Below are 17405 nucleotides of genomic sequence, written 5' to 3'. Positions count from 1 at the left end.
TTCGGCTTCGGCCCAGTACCCCATCAGGTCATATTGTCCCACAACCGGAATCTTCAGGTGTTTGGCCAACGGCAGAACGTCGACGACATGGTCAAAATGCGTATGGGTCAGAAGGATGTGGGTGGCGCCATCAACGGCGGCGTCATGCTGTTCCTCGGGCAAGGCCGGGTTGCCGGTCAACCAGGGGTCAATTAGCAGCACCTGTTCCTGGGTTTCGATACGGAAACTTCCATGGCCCAACCAGATAATGTTCATAATTATTTCCTCCCGATCATTCTGTTGGCGGCAGCCTAACATCGGTTAAGTAAATTTCCATGGATTGGTTTCGTGAAATAGACGGGTACTGCGAGCGGTTGTCTCCAGCCTACTGGGCAGAGCCCGTTAACGCGGTTACAAACGCTGCATTTCTGATTTGCGCATGGGTCATGTGGCGGCGCTTGCGCAATCAGAACATGCCTCTGGCCAAGGTACTTGTGGCGCTTTTGGCGATCATCGGGGTTGGCAGTTACCTGTTTCACACGCATGCGCAGGTATGGGCGGCTTTGGCAGATGTTGTGCCCATACTGTTGTTCATATTGGTCTATATTTTTGCGGTGAATAAAAACATCTGGAGGATGCCTTCGGGGCTGGCGTTCGGGGGTATGCTTCTTTTTCTTCCCTATGCGGCTGCTGCTGTCCCACTGTTCCAAATGGTTCCGGGGCTTGGAGGGTCGGCGGTTTATGCGCCGGTCCCTTTGCTGATCCTGATCTATTCTGTTCTTTTGCGGGGCCGTGATCCGATTCTGGCCAAAGGGCTGAAAATCGGGGCGTTGATCCTGATCCTGTCGATAACCTTCCGTGCCCTCGATATGCGTTTTTGTGGTCAATGGCCCATGGGGACACACTTCATGTGGCATATCCTGAATGCCATCATGTTGGGCTGGATGATCGAAGTATATTGTGCGGCTCTCATCAGGGGTCATGTCACCCAAACTCATGGGTCATGAGCATACGGCACGGAGGCCTGTCGAGACCATCCTTCAGACTTGGGCTGGCTGTCAGTGAAGCTGCGCAGAGCTTTCTCAGTCCTTGAAGGCTGCGGCCAGATGATCGGGCAGGTTGAATTCGCTCAAGACCCGTGCGCGGCCCTCAGGCGACATCTTGCGAGCGGTCTTTTCAACGATGCTCTGGATTTTCTCGACCGAGTGTTTCGCCGCAAAGGGCTGGAAATACCATTTCAGAAACACAAAGCAGATCACATCTTCAAGCGCCTGCACCTCTGCATCGCGTTTGATGCCTTGCTTACGCAGCATTCGGCCTGCAGCTTCGGCCTGCTCGGCGTCATAGCCTTCTTGAGTCATCAAACTCATCACCACGTCCGCGTGATGTACACCCTGCGCCTTTCGCCAGGCCAGATAACCCGCCCGGCCTTCCGGGAATTCACTGCGGGCAAGTTTCCACCGCTCCACATGTTGACCACGCGCCGCAATCTGCAAGGCGTCGGACGCACCCGGAAAAAGGCGGTCAAGCTCTGCGCTCATACGTTCGCCGTAAAGCTGCGCTTCGGGGCGGCCATCATCGCGATTGGGGTCATTTGCGTTGGCTGCATCTATGGCATCCAGGACCGCTTGTTTTTGCGTGTTCATCAGCTGCTCCACTTGCTTGTCAGAACCGCAAGCGACCTATGCAGTTCCCTTTTGGTATTTGCAGCAATGCTAACGACTCGCTTAGGGCTGTGCACCCTCGAATATGCGCTATGGCCGGGTCAGAGAGGGGAAATCCAACCCGGCCGGGACCTGCGCGTCACTTTGCAGGTTTATCCTTGTCCTGTGTGACCGGTTCCATCACAGGCGACGGGAAGGTCAACGTGCGTGTCAGGTTGCTTGTGTCGATACCCAAGGCCATGGCCGGTGCGGTCAAAAAGGTGGCGGACAAGACTGCGGCTATCATCAGGGGTTTCATGTTTTTCTCCGGTTTGCGTTGTGTCGCATAACTAGAAATGAACAATATAGTTCAGTTTTCAAGATCAATATTGAACTATTCAGTTTACTTTTTTGCATACCACTCATTCAGTTTTGAATGGCGGGTGTCACGCGGCGAAACTTAAACTCGGTACGGCCCATGGCGCAGCGGTCTTGCGACTGCCGCGACAGACAGGTAAACGCCCCATAACGTAGATGAGGGAAGCCGATGTCGATTGACCAAAGCACCGCCGCCAAAGTGGCCAAACTGGCCCGGATCAAGGTCGAGGATGACGCGCTGCCGGCGCTGGCATCCGAGTTCAACACCATCCTCGGGTTCATCGAACAGCTGAACGAAGTGGACGTCGACGGTGTCGAGCCGATGGTCTCGGTCACGCCGATGCGGCTGAAACGCCGTAAGGACGAGGTGACCGACGGCAACCAGCAGGACAAGGTTCTGGCCAACGCGCCTGACGCCCGCGAAGGGTTCTTCGCTGTTCCCAAAGTGGTGGAGTAAGACATGAGCGATTTGAACAAACTGGGTCTGGCCGAGGCGCGCGATGCCCTGCGTTCCGGTGACGTCACATCTGTCGAGTTGACCGACGCCTGCCTGAAAGCCATTGACGAGGCAGATGCGCTGAACGCCTTTGTCCACAAGACACCCGAACTTGCGATGGAGCGGGCCAAGGCCGCGGATGAGCGGATCCAGCGTGGCGACGCACCGTCGATGTGTGGCCTGCCGATCGGTATCAAGGATCTGTTTTGCACCAAGGGTGTGCCGTCGCAAGCGGCGTCGAAAATCCTGGAAGGGTTCAAGCCGGAATACGAATCCACCGTTTCTCAGCAACTGGCCGATGCAGGTGCGGTGATGCTGGGTAAACTGAACATGGACGAATTCGCCATGGGATCGTCCAACGAAACCTCGACCTATGGCAATGCGGTCAGCCCGTGGCGCCGTGGCAACGATGATGCGCAACTGACACCAGGCGGCTCGTCTGGCGGGTCTGCATCTGCCGTGGCTGCTGATTTGTGCCTGGCTGCGACAGGTACCGACACCGGAGGCTCGATCCGCCAGCCTGCGGCTTTCGTTGGCATCACGGGCATCAAACCCACCTATGGTCGTTGCTCTCGGTGGGGCATCGTCGCCTTTGCGTCCTCGCTGGATCAGGCAGGACCAATGACCAAGAACGTACGTGATGCAGCGATCATGCTGGAAACCATGTGCGGGCATGACCCCAAGGATTCGACCAGTGCCGAACTGTCCGTCCCGAATTTCGAGGCCATGCTGACCGGTGACATCAAGGGCAAGAAGATCGGTATCCCGAAAGAGTACCGTATGGACGGCATGCCCGCCGAGATCGAAAAACTCTGGGCCGATGGCGCAGCGATGCTGAAAGCCGCGGGTGCCGAGATTGTCGACATCTCGCTTCCGCACACCAAATACGCGCTGCCCGCCTATTACGTGATTGCCCCGGCCGAGGCGTCTTCGAACCTCGCCCGTTATGATGGTGTTCGCTATGGCCGCCGCGCACAGCTGGCGCAGGGCGATGGCATCACCGAGATGTACGAAAAGACCCGCGCCGAAGGCTTTGGCCCCGAGGTGCAGCGCCGCGTGATGGTCGGCACATATGTGCTGTCCGCAGGTTTCTATGACGCCTATTACAATCGCGCGCGCCGGGTCCGGACCCTGATCAAGAAAGACTTCGAAGACGTGTTTGCCGCAGGCATCGACGCCATTCTGACACCGGCAACCCCTTCGGCGGCTTTCAGTCTGGGTGAAATGACCGAGGCGGACCCTGTTCAAATGTATTTGAACGACGTCTTTACAGTTACCGTGAACCTCGCTGGCTTGCCCGGTATCTCTGTCCCCGCAGGGCTGGATGCACAAGGTCTTCCGTTGGGGTTGCAGCTGATCGGGCGCCCATGGGAAGAAGGTGACTTGCTCAACACCGCTTATGCGCTGGAAAACGCAGCCGGATTTGTGGCCAAGCCCGGCAAATGGTGGTAAGCCTTCGGGCAACTGGATTTCTGAAAACGGAGCCAAACAATGCGTGTTTTGCTTTTGGTCCCGGCCCTGACACTGGCTGCGGCTTGCACCAATGTCGCGCCGTTGACCAGCACAGGTTTCAACACGCCTGAATATCAGGCGCAGCGCGAGGCTCAATTGGCGGGCCAGGGTGGGGCGATCAATCCTCTGCTGGCTCCGGTCGATGTTTCCCAGCAACCGTTGGGCACGTCGGGAGCATCGACCTTTGCAACGGGTGAGAATGCGGACATCGCCAACCAGACTGCCGCTGCGTTGGCCAGCACGTCCGGGCAATCCGCGGTCTCCGTGTCGCCGACTTCCGGCTCCAGCAGCAGTGCGATCTCTGACGAGCAGGACTTCGCAGCCGTGTCCGAGAGGCGCAGCATCCAATCCGATGCCGCCCGGATTGAGCAAAACCGCCAGACCTACGAAGTCGTCGCGCCAACCGCCGTGCCCGAGCGCACGGCGAGTGGCCAGCCGAATATCGTACAATATGCGCTGAGCACCTCCAATCCGGTGGGCACGCAACTCTACAGCCGCTCTGGTTTCAACCTGCAAGCCAAGGCACAGCGGAACTGCGCGCAATTCCCGTCACCGGATCAGGCTCAGATCGAATTCCTGTCCAACGGCGGTCCGCAACGTGACCGCAAGGGGCTGGACCCGGACGGCGACGGCTATGCCTGTGGCTGGGACCCCAGCCCGTTCCGCAGTGCCGTTAACAACTGACGCCCTGGCGCCGATCTGGCACCCGTCTCCGAATTTCGGCAAGCGCCGGGGCGGGCTGGTGCCATCCTTAATCGTGATCCACTATACGGCCATGGACGGTGCGCAGGCGGCTCTGGATCGCCTGTGCGACCCGGCTTCCGAGGTTTCGGCTCATTACCTGATCGGGTGCGATGGCACCCTTTGGCAAATGGTGCGGGAAGAAGATCGCGCCTGGCATGCCGGGGCAGGGGAATGGGACGGCAAGGACGACATAAACTCGCGTTCGGTTGGGATCGAACTGGATAACACCGGGACACATCCGTTTTCGCAGCCGCAATTGGTGGTGCTGGAACAGTTGTTGCCCCTGATCATGACCCGCTGGTCCATTACTCCGTCCGGAGTTATCGGACATTCCGACATGGCGCCCGGGCGCAAATCCGACCCTGGGCCGCGCTTTGACTGGAGCAGGCTCGAAAAGCAGGCGCTGGCCAAACCGCGCGGCACAGGAGTTGATCCGATGTCACCCAACGCAGAAGCTTTTCGCACCTCTGCTCGGATGGCAGGTTTCACCGCCCCCGTGGACGATGCAAAACTGCTGGCCGCTGTCCGATTGCGATTTCGACCCTGGGCGAAAGGTCCGCTGGACATGGCGGATATGAATGCGCTCACCCCGTCGGACACAACAACCTGATCCGCTCTTCATCTGGCCAAAAATATCCCGGGGTTGAATTGGCCGCAGGCCAAGAAGGGGCTGGCCCCTTCTCGAACCCGTCAGCTCTTGACGCCGCAGACCACAAAGCCTACCCAGCCCAGGCGCGGAGGGCCGGATGGCCGCTGGGGCGTATGCCCGAGAGGAAAGTCCGGACTCCACAAGACAACGGTGCCGGGTAACGCCCGGGCGGGGCAACCCGACGGAAAGCGCCACAGAAATCAGACCGCCCGGAACCTTGGTTCAGGGTAAGGGTGAAACGGTGGGGTAAGAGCCCACCGCGCCGCTGGCAACAGGGGCGGCACGGCAAGCCCCACCGGGAGCAATGCCAAATAGGGTCCCCGCGCGGGCCGGTCGGCGCAAGCCGATACCGCCGCTAAGCGCGTCTTGGCCGAGAGGGACCGGGTTGGCAGCTTGAGCCGCGCAGCAATGCACGGCCTAGAGGAATGGTCATCGAAGGGGGCAACCCCGGAACAAGATCCGGCTTACAGGCCCTCCGCGCGTATCCTGTTATCCTCCGGGCGGCGTGTATGTCCCCGTCAATCTTGCGGCCTTCTCAGCAACCGAAACGAACTCGTCCGCGGTCCAGGCCCGAACCGTTTCTATGTTCGTGACCGCACCTGATGCCGCGACTGCCATGCCAACCGCCACAGCATCTGTTCCGTCTGGCGCTTCGCTGATCACGACCACGTCATTGCTGCCGGTTGTCATGTAAAAGGACAGCAGTCGGCCGCCGACTTTCTCCAGCAGTGCTTTCACCGGGCCGGTGCGGTTCTCGGGCTTTTGCAACATGCCTTTGACGCCAGCTTGCGAGTAAGTTGCGTAGGTAATGAAAACAGGCATTGGTACCTCCGTTTTAACGAGAAATCATAGGGCCTTTCAGTCAGCCGACCCCGAGAGCCGTCTTACGTCAGATGCCGGAGATCAACGGTGCCACGATGTGCCAAAGACCTGCGCCGATAAGCGCCACACCAGTCACCGGCACCAGCCACCGGGCTGTCGGCAGCAGTTTTTCCAGTGCCACGTAAGCGGCAATGCCAACAATCCAGTAGAGGTTCATGATTCCACCGACGAAAAGAAGCAGCATCAACGCCCAGCAACAGCCCAGGCAATACTTGCCGTGCAGAGCTCCGGTTCTGAGCGCGCCGAAGGGGCCGGGCCGGTTGTGACCGGCAAGAAACCTTGCAGGGCTTTGGCAATGACGAAGGCACGCAGTCTTCAAACTTGAAAACTGATAGAATCCGGCAGCCAGCAGAACACATCCCGCGAACAGGCCAGAGCGAATTGTCATCATCGGCCCGCTCGACAGCCCGATATGTTCCAACCCCCACTGCAATGCCGTTGCAGTCAGGCTGAACGTACCCCAGGTCACCAGATAGCCCAGCAGGAAGCACAGGCTGAACCTTGCGGCGCGCTCTTTCTCAGGACCCACGCGCTTTGTCGCCGCAAACAAAAGCACGGCTGGCGCGGCACTTGGGGTCATCATGGCAATCATCATGATCCACCACATCAGGAAAATGAGCAGAGCATAGCCGAAGCTCCAGGCGGTTGCAGAACCCATCTGCATGGGCTCTCCAACCGGGCCTGCCATGCGGGTCATTTCGACCGCAGACATTTTCATCCCGACGCCGGCAACTGTGTACCAGGCGGCTGCAAGAATGATCAGAAGGACGCTGCCCAACACGATTGCATTGTCCTGCCTCAACAGCCGCTCAATCGCCCCGGCAGGGGCTGCCGCACTCTGTCTGGTCATGAGAAAGTCTCCGGCTACGCGCCCAGAACACCGTGACCAGAGAGGTTCAGATGTGCGAGATGGGCGTGCGTGGCATCAAAGGTAAGGCTGATCTCGCCGCCCTTTGTTTTGGCCGACCCCGAGGCGGCCTCGGCGTGGCGGTACTCAAAGCCGTTCGGCAGCTGGATCGATGCCCTGTGCGCAGCGCCCGATACGATATGTGGAATCGGACTGACCTCGACGTCGAAGACCCCCGGAACCTTGGCATAGCCGCTGCGATCATCGCGGTTCCAGTTCAATTCGATCGGGACAAAAAGCGTATCATGTTTCGTCGGGGCCATCGCGCTGTAGACGTACCACATGGTTGCCATTTCATCGGTGTCTTCACCGGTCATGATGGCCTGCAATGCTGCGCGCTGTTCGGCTGTAGCACTTTCGTCAATAATCAGTTGCATCTGACCATTGCCTTCGTGGATCGGCCCCGGCCAGTGATAAACACCTGCTGCCCGCAAACCGGCCAGACCAGTATCGCCATAATGTCCGCTTTCGATGTCGAAAACGACCACAGCCTCGCAATTGCCATGAGAAGGAAGAACGCTGAACTGGCAGGGGCAACCGAAATTGCAATTACAATTGGCCAGTTCTTCGCCCTGAATAACCCATTCTGTCATGATAGCCCCCCAAGAAAAGCTGCGTAAAACAACACTGCTCCGCGCGGGCATTACCTGTTCACACTGCCTTGGTCGTCGAGCCTGAAGTCGGCCTCTTGGACGTATCAGTTGCGGCAAACCTATCACGATATCGTGATATGTACAAACTTACTCACTGTCTTTTGCTCCTCATCGGCTTGGAAACTCAGTCCGGAATCCCGTGGGGGTTGAACGTGGTATTCGCCTTTGCATTCCTTTGATAGAACTGGGGCGTATTTTGAAAAACCGGGAGGATTGTCATGAGCTTTATGAAGACACTTGCGTCCGTTGCAGTTGGTTTCGCGGCTGCGAAGGGGCTGGAAAAATACCAGAAAATGGGCGGAATGACTGGCTTGCAGGACATGATGCAAGGCGCAGGCGGCGGCCTTGGTATGGATCAGCTCGGCAAGATGGCCGAGCAGTTCGGCCTTCCCGGAGGTGCGACAGGCCTTCAGGACATGATGGGTAAGATGGGGTTGGGGGGCAGTTCCGCCGGTGCCGCCGGTCTTGGCGGGCTTTTGAATGCGATGCAGGGGGCGGCCAGAACGGGCAGTCAGCAGACCACCGACATGATGGAGACCGTGTTTGGCGAAACACCAGCCGGGGCTGCGATGGAAGCTCAGGCCAAGCTCATGTTGCGGGCAATGATCCAGGCGGCCAAGGCAGACGGCGAGCTGGACGAGCACGAGAAAGAAACGATCCTCGGAGAGTTGGGCGATGACATCAGTGACGAGGAACGCGCATTCGTGCAGGAACAACTGAACGCACCTGTCGACGTCATGGGTCTGGCAGCTGATTCTGGAGCACCTCTCAGAACGCAGATTTATGCGACGTCTCTGGCGGCAATACGGTTGGACAACGATCGCGAGGCCGTATATTTGCGGCAATTGTCCACTGCGCTGGGTCTTTCGGACAGTGAGAGAGACCAGATTCACAGCTATATGGGTGCGCCAACGCTACCGGGTTAAATCTGTGCCCGATTCCTGGGCTGGGATCGTCCGATTGGCCTTGACATGCACAGCGTAGCGCGTAAAAGCGCACGCTCATAGGAATTCAACCGAAAGGCCCCTGCCTTTCCGGACGCAGGAGATAACCATGGCGAAGCCGACGACAATCAAGATCCGTCTGAACTCGACCGCGGGCACGGGCCACTTCTACGTGACCAAAAAGAACGCGCGCACCATGACCGAGAAAATGACCATTCGTAAATACGATCCGGTCGTTCGGAAGCATGTCGAGTACAAGGAAGGCAAGATCAAGTAATCTTTCCGTTCCATTTGGACTTTCCAAAAAGGCTCTGCTTGGCAGAGCCTTTTTTTTGTGCTGAATTCCGGTGGTTGGTTGCCAAGAACGTCAAAATAACCATCTCGGGCCGTTGCAGGAGCGCATCAGCCACCGATGCAATCGCATTGGCTGTGGCTTGCTTTTTGTGCCGACCTGCAAGTACGCTTGAGCAAACCGCCACAAAATGTTGACCGCCATGAAAAAAATCTTGTTATCCACAATAGCCGTTCTGACTTTGGCGGCTTGTGAAGACCCGTTCAACCGTGAAGGTGTCGGGTTTACCGGAATCGATGGCGAACCCCGCACGATTTCCGACGTCCCCGGAGCCGTTGCTTTTTTGCCGCCTGAAACGAATGTCCCGGCTGAGCTGGCAGAACTTCAGACCGTTACTCTATTGGCTGATGAAGTGGACCCCTCCAAGGTGGCAGCCGTTGCTATCGATAATGGCGGGCGGACGCCGGACAATGCGGTCCAGCTACAGGGCAGCGATACGAACCTGTTCCTGAGCACCGTCAGCGTCAACGGAACCTTGTTTGGTGTCCTTCGCACGCCGACGAACAGTGTAAAGGTCGACAACTCGATCGGTGTTGGTTTTGCGCAAGAGGCCGAGCGTTTTACCGGGTGCCTGCCTGCTGGTGATGTGTTCCGCAAAGGCACGTCCGAGCGTAGTTCGGGCTTTGCGGTGCCGTTGAACTGCAGCTAAATCTCATACCTTCTGATGTATCAAGCCCCCGCCGATCTGGTGGGGGCTTTTTCTTGTCTGGGTACGCGCGGACGCCAAAGCTTTGTCTGGAAGGACTTGTGCATCGGGCAAGCGCGATCATCAGTTGGTTCTAAACGAAAAAAGGCCGGTCTGACGACCGGCCTTTATCCCTTACATTGGTTTGCAATTACTCGCGGTTACCCAAGAATTGCAGCAGGAACATGAACAGGTTGATGAAATCCAGGTACAGGTTCAACGCGCCCATGATAGCGGCCTTGCCCAGCCATTCCTGATCGCCACTATGGGCCATTTGCAAGTATGTGTTCTTGATATTCTGGGTGTCATAGGCGGTCAGGCCCGCGAAGATCAGAACGCCGATGGCCGAGATTGCAAAGGCAACCGCCGAAGACGCCAGAAAGATGTTCACAACCATCGCGACGATCAGGCCGATCAGGCCCATCATCAGGAAAGTGCCCATGGCGGACAAGTCTTTCTTGGTTGTGTAACCATACAGGGAAAGGCCCGCGAACGCGATTGCGGTGATCAGGAAGACCTGAATGACCGACTCACCGGTGAAAACAAGGAAAATCCAGCTGATCGAAACGCCCATCACCGCTGCAAAAACGTAGAACACCAGCTGTGCGGCGGCCGCCGACATACGGTTGATCCCGGCGCTGAAGCCGAAGACAAACAGCAGGGGTGCAAACATGATGACCCAGCGCAGGGGCGATGCGTAAATGCTATAGCCCAGCGATGTCAGATAGGTATCGGCATTCAACTGTGCCGCCGCGGCTGACGGATCGCTAGTGGTTGCCAGGCCCGCGATGGCCCAGGCTGCTGCGAATGTGATCAGCATGCCTACGGACATAGTGCCATAGACTTTGTTCATATGGGCGCGCAGGCCCTCATCAATCTCGGCAGCGCGCGCGCCGGCCGCCGTCCGGATCGTGTCGAATTGTGCCATCAAAGGGTCTCCCTTTACATAATTATGCAGCCCCCGGCTGTGCGGGAAGCGTTCTAGGCAAATATCGGCAACTCAGGGCTGTGTTTCAAGTATTTACCGCGGAAAACCAACTAATTTACGCAACAAAAGTGGCGATCCGTAACAAGTGACCGCCACTCATGAACTAAAGATTTGTATTTGCATCATTTCTGCCAGAAATCCGGCGCGTCCCAGACGAAGCGTCTGGCTTCGGCATCGGCCTCTGATCTGGAGATTCCGATGTCCTGAAGGGCGCGATTATCAAGTTGCGCCAGCTGGCGGCGTTGACGCTTCAGGGAAACAGCGCGCCTGATAATAGTGCTGAGTGATTGCTTTTTCTGCTTGCAAGGGTGATGAATGGCAATTTGGGTCATATTTATTGTCCTTTCGTTTTTTGTCGATGGTTTCGCTTGTCGTCATCAATTTCCTTGATTGATATGGGGGAGTATGACATATTTTGAAAACGAATATTTTTGATGAAACCCATAAGGAATTGTGAATATGCGAAATCTGGACATCACAACCCTGCGCTCATTTGTTGCTGTGGCAGATCAGGGGGGAGTGACACGCGCTGCCGGGTTCCTGCATCTGACGCAATCTGCGGTCTCGATGCAGTTGAAACGGCTGGAGGAGTTGCTTGGCCTGCAGTTGCTGGACCGCAGTGGCAGAACGATTGCCCTGACCGCGTCCGGTGAACAATTGCTGGCTTATGCGCGCCGCATGATCGCATTGAATGATGAGGTCATCTCGAAACTGACCGATCAGGCCTTTGAAGGTGAGGTGGTGTTGGGGGTTCCTCACGACATAGTTTACCCGGCCATCCCCAGGGTCCTGCAACGATTCAACGCGGATTTCCCGCGGGTCAGAGTTCAGCTGGTGTCGTCTTATTCCTTGCAGTTGAAAGAGATGTACCAACGCGGTGAATGTGACGTGATCCTGACCACGGAGCCGTCGTCGGTGGATGGTGCGGAAACCATTGCAGAGCTGCCCTTGCGCTGGATAGGTGCACCGGGCGGGTCAGCCTGGCGCAAGCGTCCGCTACCTTTGGCACTTGGACGTCGCTGCTTGTTTCGACCACAGGTGATATCCGCGCTGGATGCAGCCGGTATTCCCTGGGAGTTGTCGGTGGAAACTGAAAACGACCGCACAATCGAGGCCACGGTCAGTGCTGATCTGGCAGTGTATGCGGCATTGGAAGGTACTGAAGCCGCACATCTTGAGCAGATCGAAGGCGGCGGTGCGCTACCGGACCTGCCTGCGCATATGATCAACCTGTATGGTGGCGAGCCGGGTCGAGACGCGGTTGTCGAAGCACTGGCGCAGTTGGTGCGTCAGAACTTCCGCCTGCTTGCGGGAACGCAACTGCGTGCCGTGGTGGGTTGATTGCGGTCAGGGGGTGATCACGATTTTGCCCGTCGATTTCCGCTCTTTCAGCAACCGCATGCCCTGCGCGACCTCATCAAGAGGCAAGACGTGGCTAATGTGCGGATTGATACGGCCCTCGGCGTGCCAGCGGAAAAGGGTGCCAAAGCTTTCGCGCACGGCTTCCGGTCGGAACTTCAAATACCCGCCAATGTAAAAGCCGATCACGGTCAGGTTCTTGACCAGCAGATGATTGGCGGGGATTTGCGGAACATCTCCCCCGGCAAATCCGATGGGCAGCAGGCGGCCTTCAGGATTGGTGGCGCGAAAGGCCGCCTTGAACACATCGCCGCCGATTGCGTCATAAACGACATCCGCGCCGCCAAGCGATCTGACCCGATCCCTCAGATCCTCTGAGGCATCAATCAGGTGGTCGGCCCCTGCGGCGCGTGCAACGGCCAGCTTTTCGAGGCCGCGGGCCTGTGCGATGACGGTGGCGCCCATGAGCTTGCCGATTTCAACTGCGGTCAGCCCGACACCGCCCGCTGCGCCGGTAACCAGAAGCGTCTCGCCGGGTTGCAGTCGGGCGCGGTGGTCAAGCGCCATGTGGCTGGTGCCATAGGCAATCTGGATCGCAGCGGCGTCTTCGAAACGGGTCGTGCCCGGCAACGGGATCGCGCGATCGGCATCGAATACGCCAAATTCTGCGAGCCCTCCCTGACCGGAATAGACGGCAATCCGGTCGCCTAGTTTCAGGGTGGACACACCTGGACCTATGGCATCCACGACACCGGCGATTTCCATACCCAAAGTAAACGGTGCAGGCGGTGTATCCTGATACGTGCCTTTCTGCATCAACAGATCAGCGAAATTCAAACCGCAGGCTTTGATCGCAACCCGCACCTGACCTTCACCCGGTTCGGGTTTCGGTACATCGCACAGCTGGGCAACTGCCCCGTCAGATCGAATACAATAGGCCTTCATTTGGCTCCTCACGTGTTTGGGGCATAGGCACGTGGGCTGTGCAAGATGTCAATTCCTTATGCGCGGCGCCCCGAAACGACTGAAAATCTGTCGCATGTCCGACCGGGCCACGCGAAAAGCAGGCAGGGCATTTGACGCATACAACCACAGCCCTTGTGAGGGGGGATCGATTCAACCAGCTTGAAAAAAAATTCAAAACGGGCAATATAGACTATCAGTGCTGGTAACGGGGGACGGCACAGTCCGGATCAGGGGGCGTTTAAGGGGAGCCCTCTTGGTATTGCGATATCGGACGTCGCACGATCCCGTACAAATGTGTGTAGTAGAGGAGAATACCAATGACTCATCACGTCGACGTTCATGTGGGCAAGCGCGTTCGGCATCGCCGCTGGCTGATTGGGATGACCCAGCAACAGTTGGCGCAGCAAGTTGGTATCAAGTTCCAGCAGATCCAGAAATATGAGACCGGAGCCAACCGAGTCAGCGCGTCGCGCCTGTGGGACATTGCCGAGGCATTGGACGTTCCGGTCAGCTTCTTCTTCGAAGGTCTGGAAGAAGCCCAGAAAAGCAGCTCGGAAAAGAAATCTGTTCCAGCTGATCTGATGGGCGATAAAGAAGCCTTGGATCTTGTTCGCTCTTACTACGCAATTCCGGAAAACCAGCGCCGCCGCCTGTTTGAACTTGCACGTGTCCTCAGCGACGTCGCCTGATCAGACCGGCTTGACTTTGCCAGGTAATGCTCGCACCAGAGTGCCATGCATCCGGCGAGTTTAAGCGACATTGAAATTGCAGAAGAAATGGCCGAAGCGGCACGCGCGGCCATTCTTCCTTTTTTTCGTCAGACCAATCTTGAAACTGCGAACAAGCTGACCGAAGGGTTTGACCCCGTCACCGTGGCGGACCGGGCCGCCGAAAAAGCCATGCGAGAGGTTCTGTCCCGGTTGCGCCCCGAAGATGGCGTGTTGGGTGAAGAATACGGTGCGCACAAAGGCAGCAGCGGCCGAACCTGGGTCTTGGACCCCATCGACGGCACGCGCGGGTTTATCAGTGGTACACCAACCTGGGGCGTTCTGATCGCGCTCAGCACAGCAGATGGGCCGATCATGGGGGTGATTGATCAGCCCTACATTGGCGAACGCTTTGTCGGATCGACAGCTGGTGCGCAGCTTACAGGGCCGCTGGGGACCAGTAAGCTGCAAACACGGGGGACGAAATCTCTAGCGCAGGCGACGCTGTTCACCACTTTTCCTGAAGTCGGCACCCCGGATGACCGGGCCGGGTTTCAGGCCGTATCGGAACAGGTGCAACTGACCCGGTATGGAATGGACTGCTACGCTTATGCCTTGTTAGCCGCTGGGCAGGCGGATCTGGTGATCGAAGCAGGGCTGAACTCGTATGACATTCAGGCCCCTATTGCGGTTATTCAGGCGGCAGGTGGAATTGTGACCGACTGGCAAGGCGGCCCGGCGCATGAGGGCGGTCGTGCATTGGCCGCAGCCAACGCAGAGATACATGCAGAGGCGCTTCAGATCCTGCGTCGGTTCTGAAACCTGTTGTCGCAGATCCCGATGGTGGGTACATAATACACAGTCGGTTCTTGAGCCCGTTTTCCGCCGACCTTCGTACTCCTTGCAAGAGACGGGCAGATGCAGGAGCGCGACATGACAGAAATCCTACTCAAAAACGCTGATCTGATCCTGACGATGGACGAGTCCCGGCAGGAACTCCCCGGGGCTGACATTTTGATCCGCGACGGCCAGATTGCGGGAATCGGGCACGGATTGCAGGCACAAGGCGAGGTTCACGATGTTTCGGGCTGTCTGGTGACACCCGGGCTGGTGAACACTCATCACCATCTTTACCAAACGTTGACCCGCGCGGTGCCGGGCGGGCAGGACGCATTGCTGTTCGGGTGGCTTCAGACACTCTATCCGATTTGGGCGAAGTTCGGACCAGACGAGATGTTCACCTCGGCCCAGATCGGTTTGGCAGAGCTGGCACTGTCAGGCTGTACGCTCAGTTCTGATCACCTGTACCTCTACCCCAATGGTTCGCGGCTGGAGGATACGATTGCTGCCGCATCCGAGTTGGGGATTCGATTTCACCCAACACGCGGCGCGATGAGCATTGGTGAAAGCGGTGGCGGCCTGCCACCGGACAGTCTGGTTGAAGAAGAAACAGCCATACTGGACGACATGATCCGTGTCGTGGATGCGTTTCACGATCCGTCAGAAGGATCGATGTGCCGTGTGGGTCTGGCCCCGTGTTCACCGTTCTCGGTCAGCCGGGACCTGATGCGCGATGCAGCCCTTCTGGCACGGGACAAAGGTGTGATGTTGCATACGCATCTGGCTGAAAACGATGAAGATATCGCCTATTCACAGGCTCAGTTCGGTTGTCGGCCCGGTCAATACGCCGAAGATCTGGGTTGGACTGGCCCGGATGTGTGGCACGCCCATTGTGTCAAGTTGGACGGGGCCGAGATTGATCTGTTTTCACGTACGAAAACTGGTGTCGCTCATTGCCCATGTTCGAACTGCCGTCTGGGATCAGGCATCGCGCCGGTGCGGACGATGCGCGATGCGGGGGTAAAGGTGGGTCTCGGCGCTGATGGTTCGGCCAGTAATGACAACGGCAATCTGATGCTTGAGGCTAGGCAGGCGCTGCTGTTGCAGCGGGTGGTCAATGGGGCAGATGCGATGTCGGCCCGTGAAGCGTTGGAGATTGCGACACGTGGCGGGGCCGATGTGCTGGGGCGTCCCGATTGCGGGCGGCTTATGCCGGGAAAACGTGCGGATGTCGCTGTTTGGGATATGCGCAGTATCGAAAGCGCAGGCAGTTGGGACCCGGCAGCTCTGCTTCTTGCAGGTCCGATGCAGGTAAAGCACCTGTTTGTCGAAGGCCGCCAGATCGTGCGGGATGGGCATATCACGACGATTGACCTGCCCCGCGTGATTGAGCGTCAAAACAGTCTTGCCAAGGAGTTGCAGGCCTAGGCGGCCTGCCGCCCACCGATCCAGACCTCGGCCACAGCCCGATCATCACCCATCATGATGGTAGGGAAGATGGCCTCCCAAACATCGTTTGCACAAGCCTCGCGCTGGGCGATGGCCGGGGTCGAGGCGAGATCAATCACGACCAGATCCGCCTCCATTCCCGGCGCAATGTTGCCGATGCAATCATCCATCCGCAGGCTGCGCGCCGACCCGACCGTACCCAGCCACAGCAATTGCGCCGGATGCAGGGGTCGCCCACGCAACTGACCTATTTCATAGGCGGCAGCCATGGTGCGCAGCATTGAAAAACTTGATCCGCCACCGGTATCTGTTGCCAAACCGATCCGGTGGCCATCATGGATCAAGCCGTTCATGTCGAACAGACCCGACCCTATGAAGGTGTTCGAGGTGGGGCAGTGGATCAGTGACGCATCAACCTCGCGCAGACGATCGCGTTCCCGATCTTCCAGATGGATGACATGCCCATAAAGTCCGTTCTGCCCCAGCAGCCCGAACTTTTCGTAAGTGTCCAGATAGTCCCGGGCATCGGGGAACAGGGAGCGGACCCACTCGATTTCGTCTGTCTGCTCGCTCAGGTGTGTTTGCATCAGGCAATGGGGATGTTCCGCCCAAAGCGCGCCCATGGCCTCAAGCTGTTCAGGAGTGGACGTAGGCGAAAACCGGGGCGTGATGGCATAAGACAGGCGGTCGACACGGTGCCATTTCTCAAGCAGCGCGGCAGATTGGTCATAGGCTGTCTGGGCCGTGTCACGCAGACCTTCAGGCGCATTGCGGTCCATGCAGGTCTTGCCCGCGACCACACGTTGTCCCCGTTGCTGCGCGGCAGTGAAAAAGGCATCCACGCTTTCGGGGTGGATTGTGCAAAAACTGCACATCGTCGTTGTGCCATGGGCGGCAGTCAGATCCAGATAACGGTTGGCGATTTCAGAGGCGTATTCAGGATCACCAAACTTCATCTCTTCGGGGAAGGTGTAGGTGTTCAGCCAGTCGATCAACCGCTTCCCCCAACTGGCGATCATGGCCGTCTGCGGGTAGTGCACATGCGGGTCAACGAAACCCGCGATGATCAGGTGATTGCTATGGTCCCTGATGACGGCATCAGGGTGACGCCGCATCAGCGCATCAGACGATCCGACATCAGCAACGCGCCCTTTGTCAATCACGACGGCTTCGTCCAGCCGGGTCGCTTCGGTTGGCTCTCCGTCAAAGGGTGAGCCTGTGAAACTCAGAACGTGCCCTTTCAAAAGCGTCTTTTGCGCCATTTGCCCTGTT

Annotated in this window: 22 protein-coding genes and 1 other RNA gene; 13 read left to right on the top strand and 10 right to left on the bottom strand. The window is 57.7% G+C overall.

The features are described 5' to 3' along the window. Nucleotides 1-255, bottom strand: a 255-nt coding sequence (locus AC2FND_RS08855; protein ID WP_496769209.1) for an MBL fold metallo-hydrolase, incomplete at its 3' end; no start/stop codon positions are given. A gap of 59 nt (nucleotides 256-314) precedes the next feature. On the opposite strand from AC2FND_RS08855, the gene AC2FND_RS08850 reads away from it, so the two are divergent. Next, nucleotides 315-986, top strand: a complete 672-nt coding sequence (locus AC2FND_RS08850) for a ceramidase domain-containing protein (RefSeq protein WP_496769207.1) — start codon at nucleotides 315-317, stop codon at nucleotides 984-986. A 75-nt stretch (nucleotides 987-1061) separates the two neighbouring features. On the opposite strand, the gene AC2FND_RS08845 is transcribed toward AC2FND_RS08850, so the two are convergent. Further along, nucleotides 1062-1625 (bottom strand): DUF4202 domain-containing protein, encoded by a 564-nt coding sequence (locus tag AC2FND_RS08845; RefSeq protein ID WP_209504629.1) that lies wholly within the window; start codon nucleotides 1623-1625, stop codon nucleotides 1062-1064. A gap of 157 nt (nucleotides 1626-1782) precedes the next feature. Further along, a complete protein-coding gene (locus AC2FND_RS08840) occupies nucleotides 1783-1941 on the bottom strand; it encodes a hypothetical protein (protein WP_496769205.1) in 159 nt (52 codons plus the stop codon). Nucleotides 1942-2169: 228 nt separating this feature from the next. Here AC2FND_RS08840 and gatC point away from each other — a divergent pair, with 228 nt between their 5' ends. The 5 genes from gatC to rnpB all read left to right on the top strand — a co-directional run bounded on the left by gatC (nucleotide 2170) and on the right by rnpB (nucleotide 5884). Further along, the gene (gene gatC / locus AC2FND_RS08835) at nucleotides 2170-2457 is read left to right on the top strand and encodes an Asp-tRNA(Asn)/Glu-tRNA(Gln) amidotransferase subunit GatC (protein ID WP_209504627.1); all 288 of its coding nucleotides are present in this window, start codon (nucleotides 2170-2172) and stop codon (nucleotides 2455-2457) included. A 3-nt stretch (nucleotides 2458-2460) separates the two neighbouring features. Then, nucleotides 2461-3948 carry an Asp-tRNA(Asn)/Glu-tRNA(Gln) amidotransferase subunit GatA gene (gene gatA / locus AC2FND_RS08830; RefSeq protein ID WP_496769202.1) on the top strand — a complete coding sequence of 496 codons (1488 nt, stop codon included), beginning with the start codon at nucleotides 2461-2463 and terminating at the stop codon, nucleotides 3946-3948. Between the two features lie 39 nt (nucleotides 3949-3987). Beyond that, entirely contained in the window at nucleotides 3988-4692 is a 705-nt protein-coding gene (locus AC2FND_RS08825; RefSeq protein WP_496769199.1) for a hypothetical protein, read from the top strand. After that, entirely contained in the window at nucleotides 4649-5362 is a 714-nt protein-coding gene (locus tag AC2FND_RS08820; RefSeq protein WP_496769198.1) for an N-acetylmuramoyl-L-alanine amidase, read from the top strand. Before AC2FND_RS08825 ends, AC2FND_RS08820 begins: the two co-directional genes overlap by 44 nt. A 124-nt stretch (nucleotides 5363-5486) precedes the next feature. Beyond that, nucleotides 5487-5884: RNase P RNA component class A (gene rnpB / locus AC2FND_RS08815), an RNA gene on the top strand. A gap of 6 nt (nucleotides 5885-5890) precedes the next feature. Here the strand turns inward: rnpB and AC2FND_RS08810 are convergent. From AC2FND_RS08810 to AC2FND_RS08800, 3 genes are all read right to left on the bottom strand, one after another. Next, complete coding sequence (locus tag AC2FND_RS08810) at nucleotides 5891-6223, bottom strand: GYD domain-containing protein (RefSeq protein WP_209597899.1); 333 nt, start codon at nucleotides 6221-6223, stop codon at nucleotides 5891-5893. 67 nt (nucleotides 6224-6290) lie between these two features. After that, nucleotides 6291-7133, bottom strand: a complete 843-nt coding sequence (locus AC2FND_RS08805; protein WP_496769196.1) for a DUF2182 domain-containing protein — start codon at nucleotides 7131-7133, stop codon at nucleotides 6291-6293. Between the two features lie 14 nt (nucleotides 7134-7147). Then, a complete protein-coding gene (locus tag AC2FND_RS08800; protein ID WP_496769194.1) occupies nucleotides 7148-7783 on the bottom strand; it encodes a DUF1326 domain-containing protein in 636 nt (211 codons plus the stop codon). Between the two features lie 278 nt (nucleotides 7784-8061). Between AC2FND_RS08800 and AC2FND_RS08795 the strand changes: the two genes are divergently transcribed. The 3 genes from AC2FND_RS08795 (at nucleotide 8062) to AC2FND_RS08785 (ending at nucleotide 9788) form a co-directional block, all read left to right on the top strand. After that, complete coding sequence (locus AC2FND_RS08795) at nucleotides 8062-8769, top strand: DUF533 domain-containing protein (protein ID WP_496769192.1); 708 nt, start codon at nucleotides 8062-8064, stop codon at nucleotides 8767-8769. A 127-nt stretch (nucleotides 8770-8896) separates the two neighbouring features. Continuing rightward, nucleotides 8897-9064 carry a 50S ribosomal protein L33 gene (rpmG, locus tag AC2FND_RS08790; protein ID WP_037309480.1) on the top strand — a complete coding sequence of 56 codons (168 nt, stop codon included), beginning with the start codon at nucleotides 8897-8899 and terminating at the stop codon, nucleotides 9062-9064. Nucleotides 9065-9281: 217 nt separating this feature from the next. Then, on the top strand, nucleotides 9282-9788 hold the full coding sequence (locus AC2FND_RS08785; RefSeq protein WP_209504619.1) for a hypothetical protein: 507 nt from the start codon (nucleotides 9282-9284) through the stop codon (nucleotides 9786-9788). Between the two features lie 187 nt (nucleotides 9789-9975). On the opposite strand, the gene AC2FND_RS08780 is transcribed toward AC2FND_RS08785, so the two are convergent. Both AC2FND_RS08780 and AC2FND_RS08775 read right to left on the bottom strand, forming a co-directional pair. After that, on the bottom strand, nucleotides 9976-10752 hold the full coding sequence (locus AC2FND_RS08780) for a Bax inhibitor-1/YccA family protein (protein WP_209504618.1): 777 nt from the start codon (nucleotides 10750-10752) through the stop codon (nucleotides 9976-9978). Nucleotides 10753-10934: 182 nt separating this feature from the next. Beyond that, nucleotides 10935-11144 (bottom strand): DUF1127 domain-containing protein, encoded by a 210-nt coding sequence (locus tag AC2FND_RS08775; protein ID WP_209597893.1) that lies wholly within the window; start codon nucleotides 11142-11144, stop codon nucleotides 10935-10937. Nucleotides 11145-11271: 127 nt separating this feature from the next. Here AC2FND_RS08775 and AC2FND_RS08770 point away from each other — a divergent pair, with 127 nt between their 5' ends. Further along, nucleotides 11272-12153 (top strand): LysR family transcriptional regulator, encoded by an 882-nt coding sequence (locus AC2FND_RS08770; RefSeq protein ID WP_209597892.1) that lies wholly within the window; start codon nucleotides 11272-11274, stop codon nucleotides 12151-12153. 6 nt (nucleotides 12154-12159) lie between these two features. On the opposite strand, the gene AC2FND_RS08765 is transcribed toward AC2FND_RS08770, so the two are convergent. Beyond that, on the bottom strand, nucleotides 12160-13116 hold the full coding sequence (locus AC2FND_RS08765; protein ID WP_496769188.1) for an NADPH:quinone oxidoreductase family protein: 957 nt from the start codon (nucleotides 13114-13116) through the stop codon (nucleotides 12160-12162). A gap of 338 nt (nucleotides 13117-13454) precedes the next feature. Between AC2FND_RS08765 and AC2FND_RS08760 the strand changes: the two genes are divergently transcribed. The 3 genes from AC2FND_RS08760 to AC2FND_RS08750 all read left to right on the top strand — a co-directional run bounded on the left by AC2FND_RS08760 (nucleotide 13455) and on the right by AC2FND_RS08750 (nucleotide 16112). Further along, nucleotides 13455-13826, top strand: a complete 372-nt coding sequence (locus tag AC2FND_RS08760) for a helix-turn-helix domain-containing protein (protein ID WP_496769186.1) — start codon at nucleotides 13455-13457, stop codon at nucleotides 13824-13826. A 45-nt stretch (nucleotides 13827-13871) separates the two neighbouring features. Next, nucleotides 13872-14663, top strand: a complete 792-nt coding sequence (hisN, locus tag AC2FND_RS08755; RefSeq protein WP_267365356.1) for a histidinol-phosphatase — start codon at nucleotides 13872-13874, stop codon at nucleotides 14661-14663. A 114-nt stretch (nucleotides 14664-14777) separates the two neighbouring features. Then, nucleotides 14778-16112 carry an 8-oxoguanine deaminase gene (locus AC2FND_RS08750; RefSeq protein ID WP_496769183.1) on the top strand — a complete coding sequence of 445 codons (1335 nt, stop codon included), beginning with the start codon at nucleotides 14778-14780 and terminating at the stop codon, nucleotides 16110-16112. Here AC2FND_RS08750 and guaD read toward each other — a convergent pair. Beyond that, a complete protein-coding gene (gene guaD / locus AC2FND_RS08745) occupies nucleotides 16109-17395 on the bottom strand; it encodes a guanine deaminase (protein WP_496769182.1) in 1287 nt (428 codons plus the stop codon). The genes AC2FND_RS08750 and guaD overlap by 4 nt on opposite strands. Nucleotides 17396-17405 lie beyond the last annotated feature (10 nt).

The sequence above is a fragment of the Ruegeria sp. BHSB056 genome (assembly GCF_059613305.1).
This window is presented reverse-complemented; position numbering and strand designations above follow the sequence as displayed.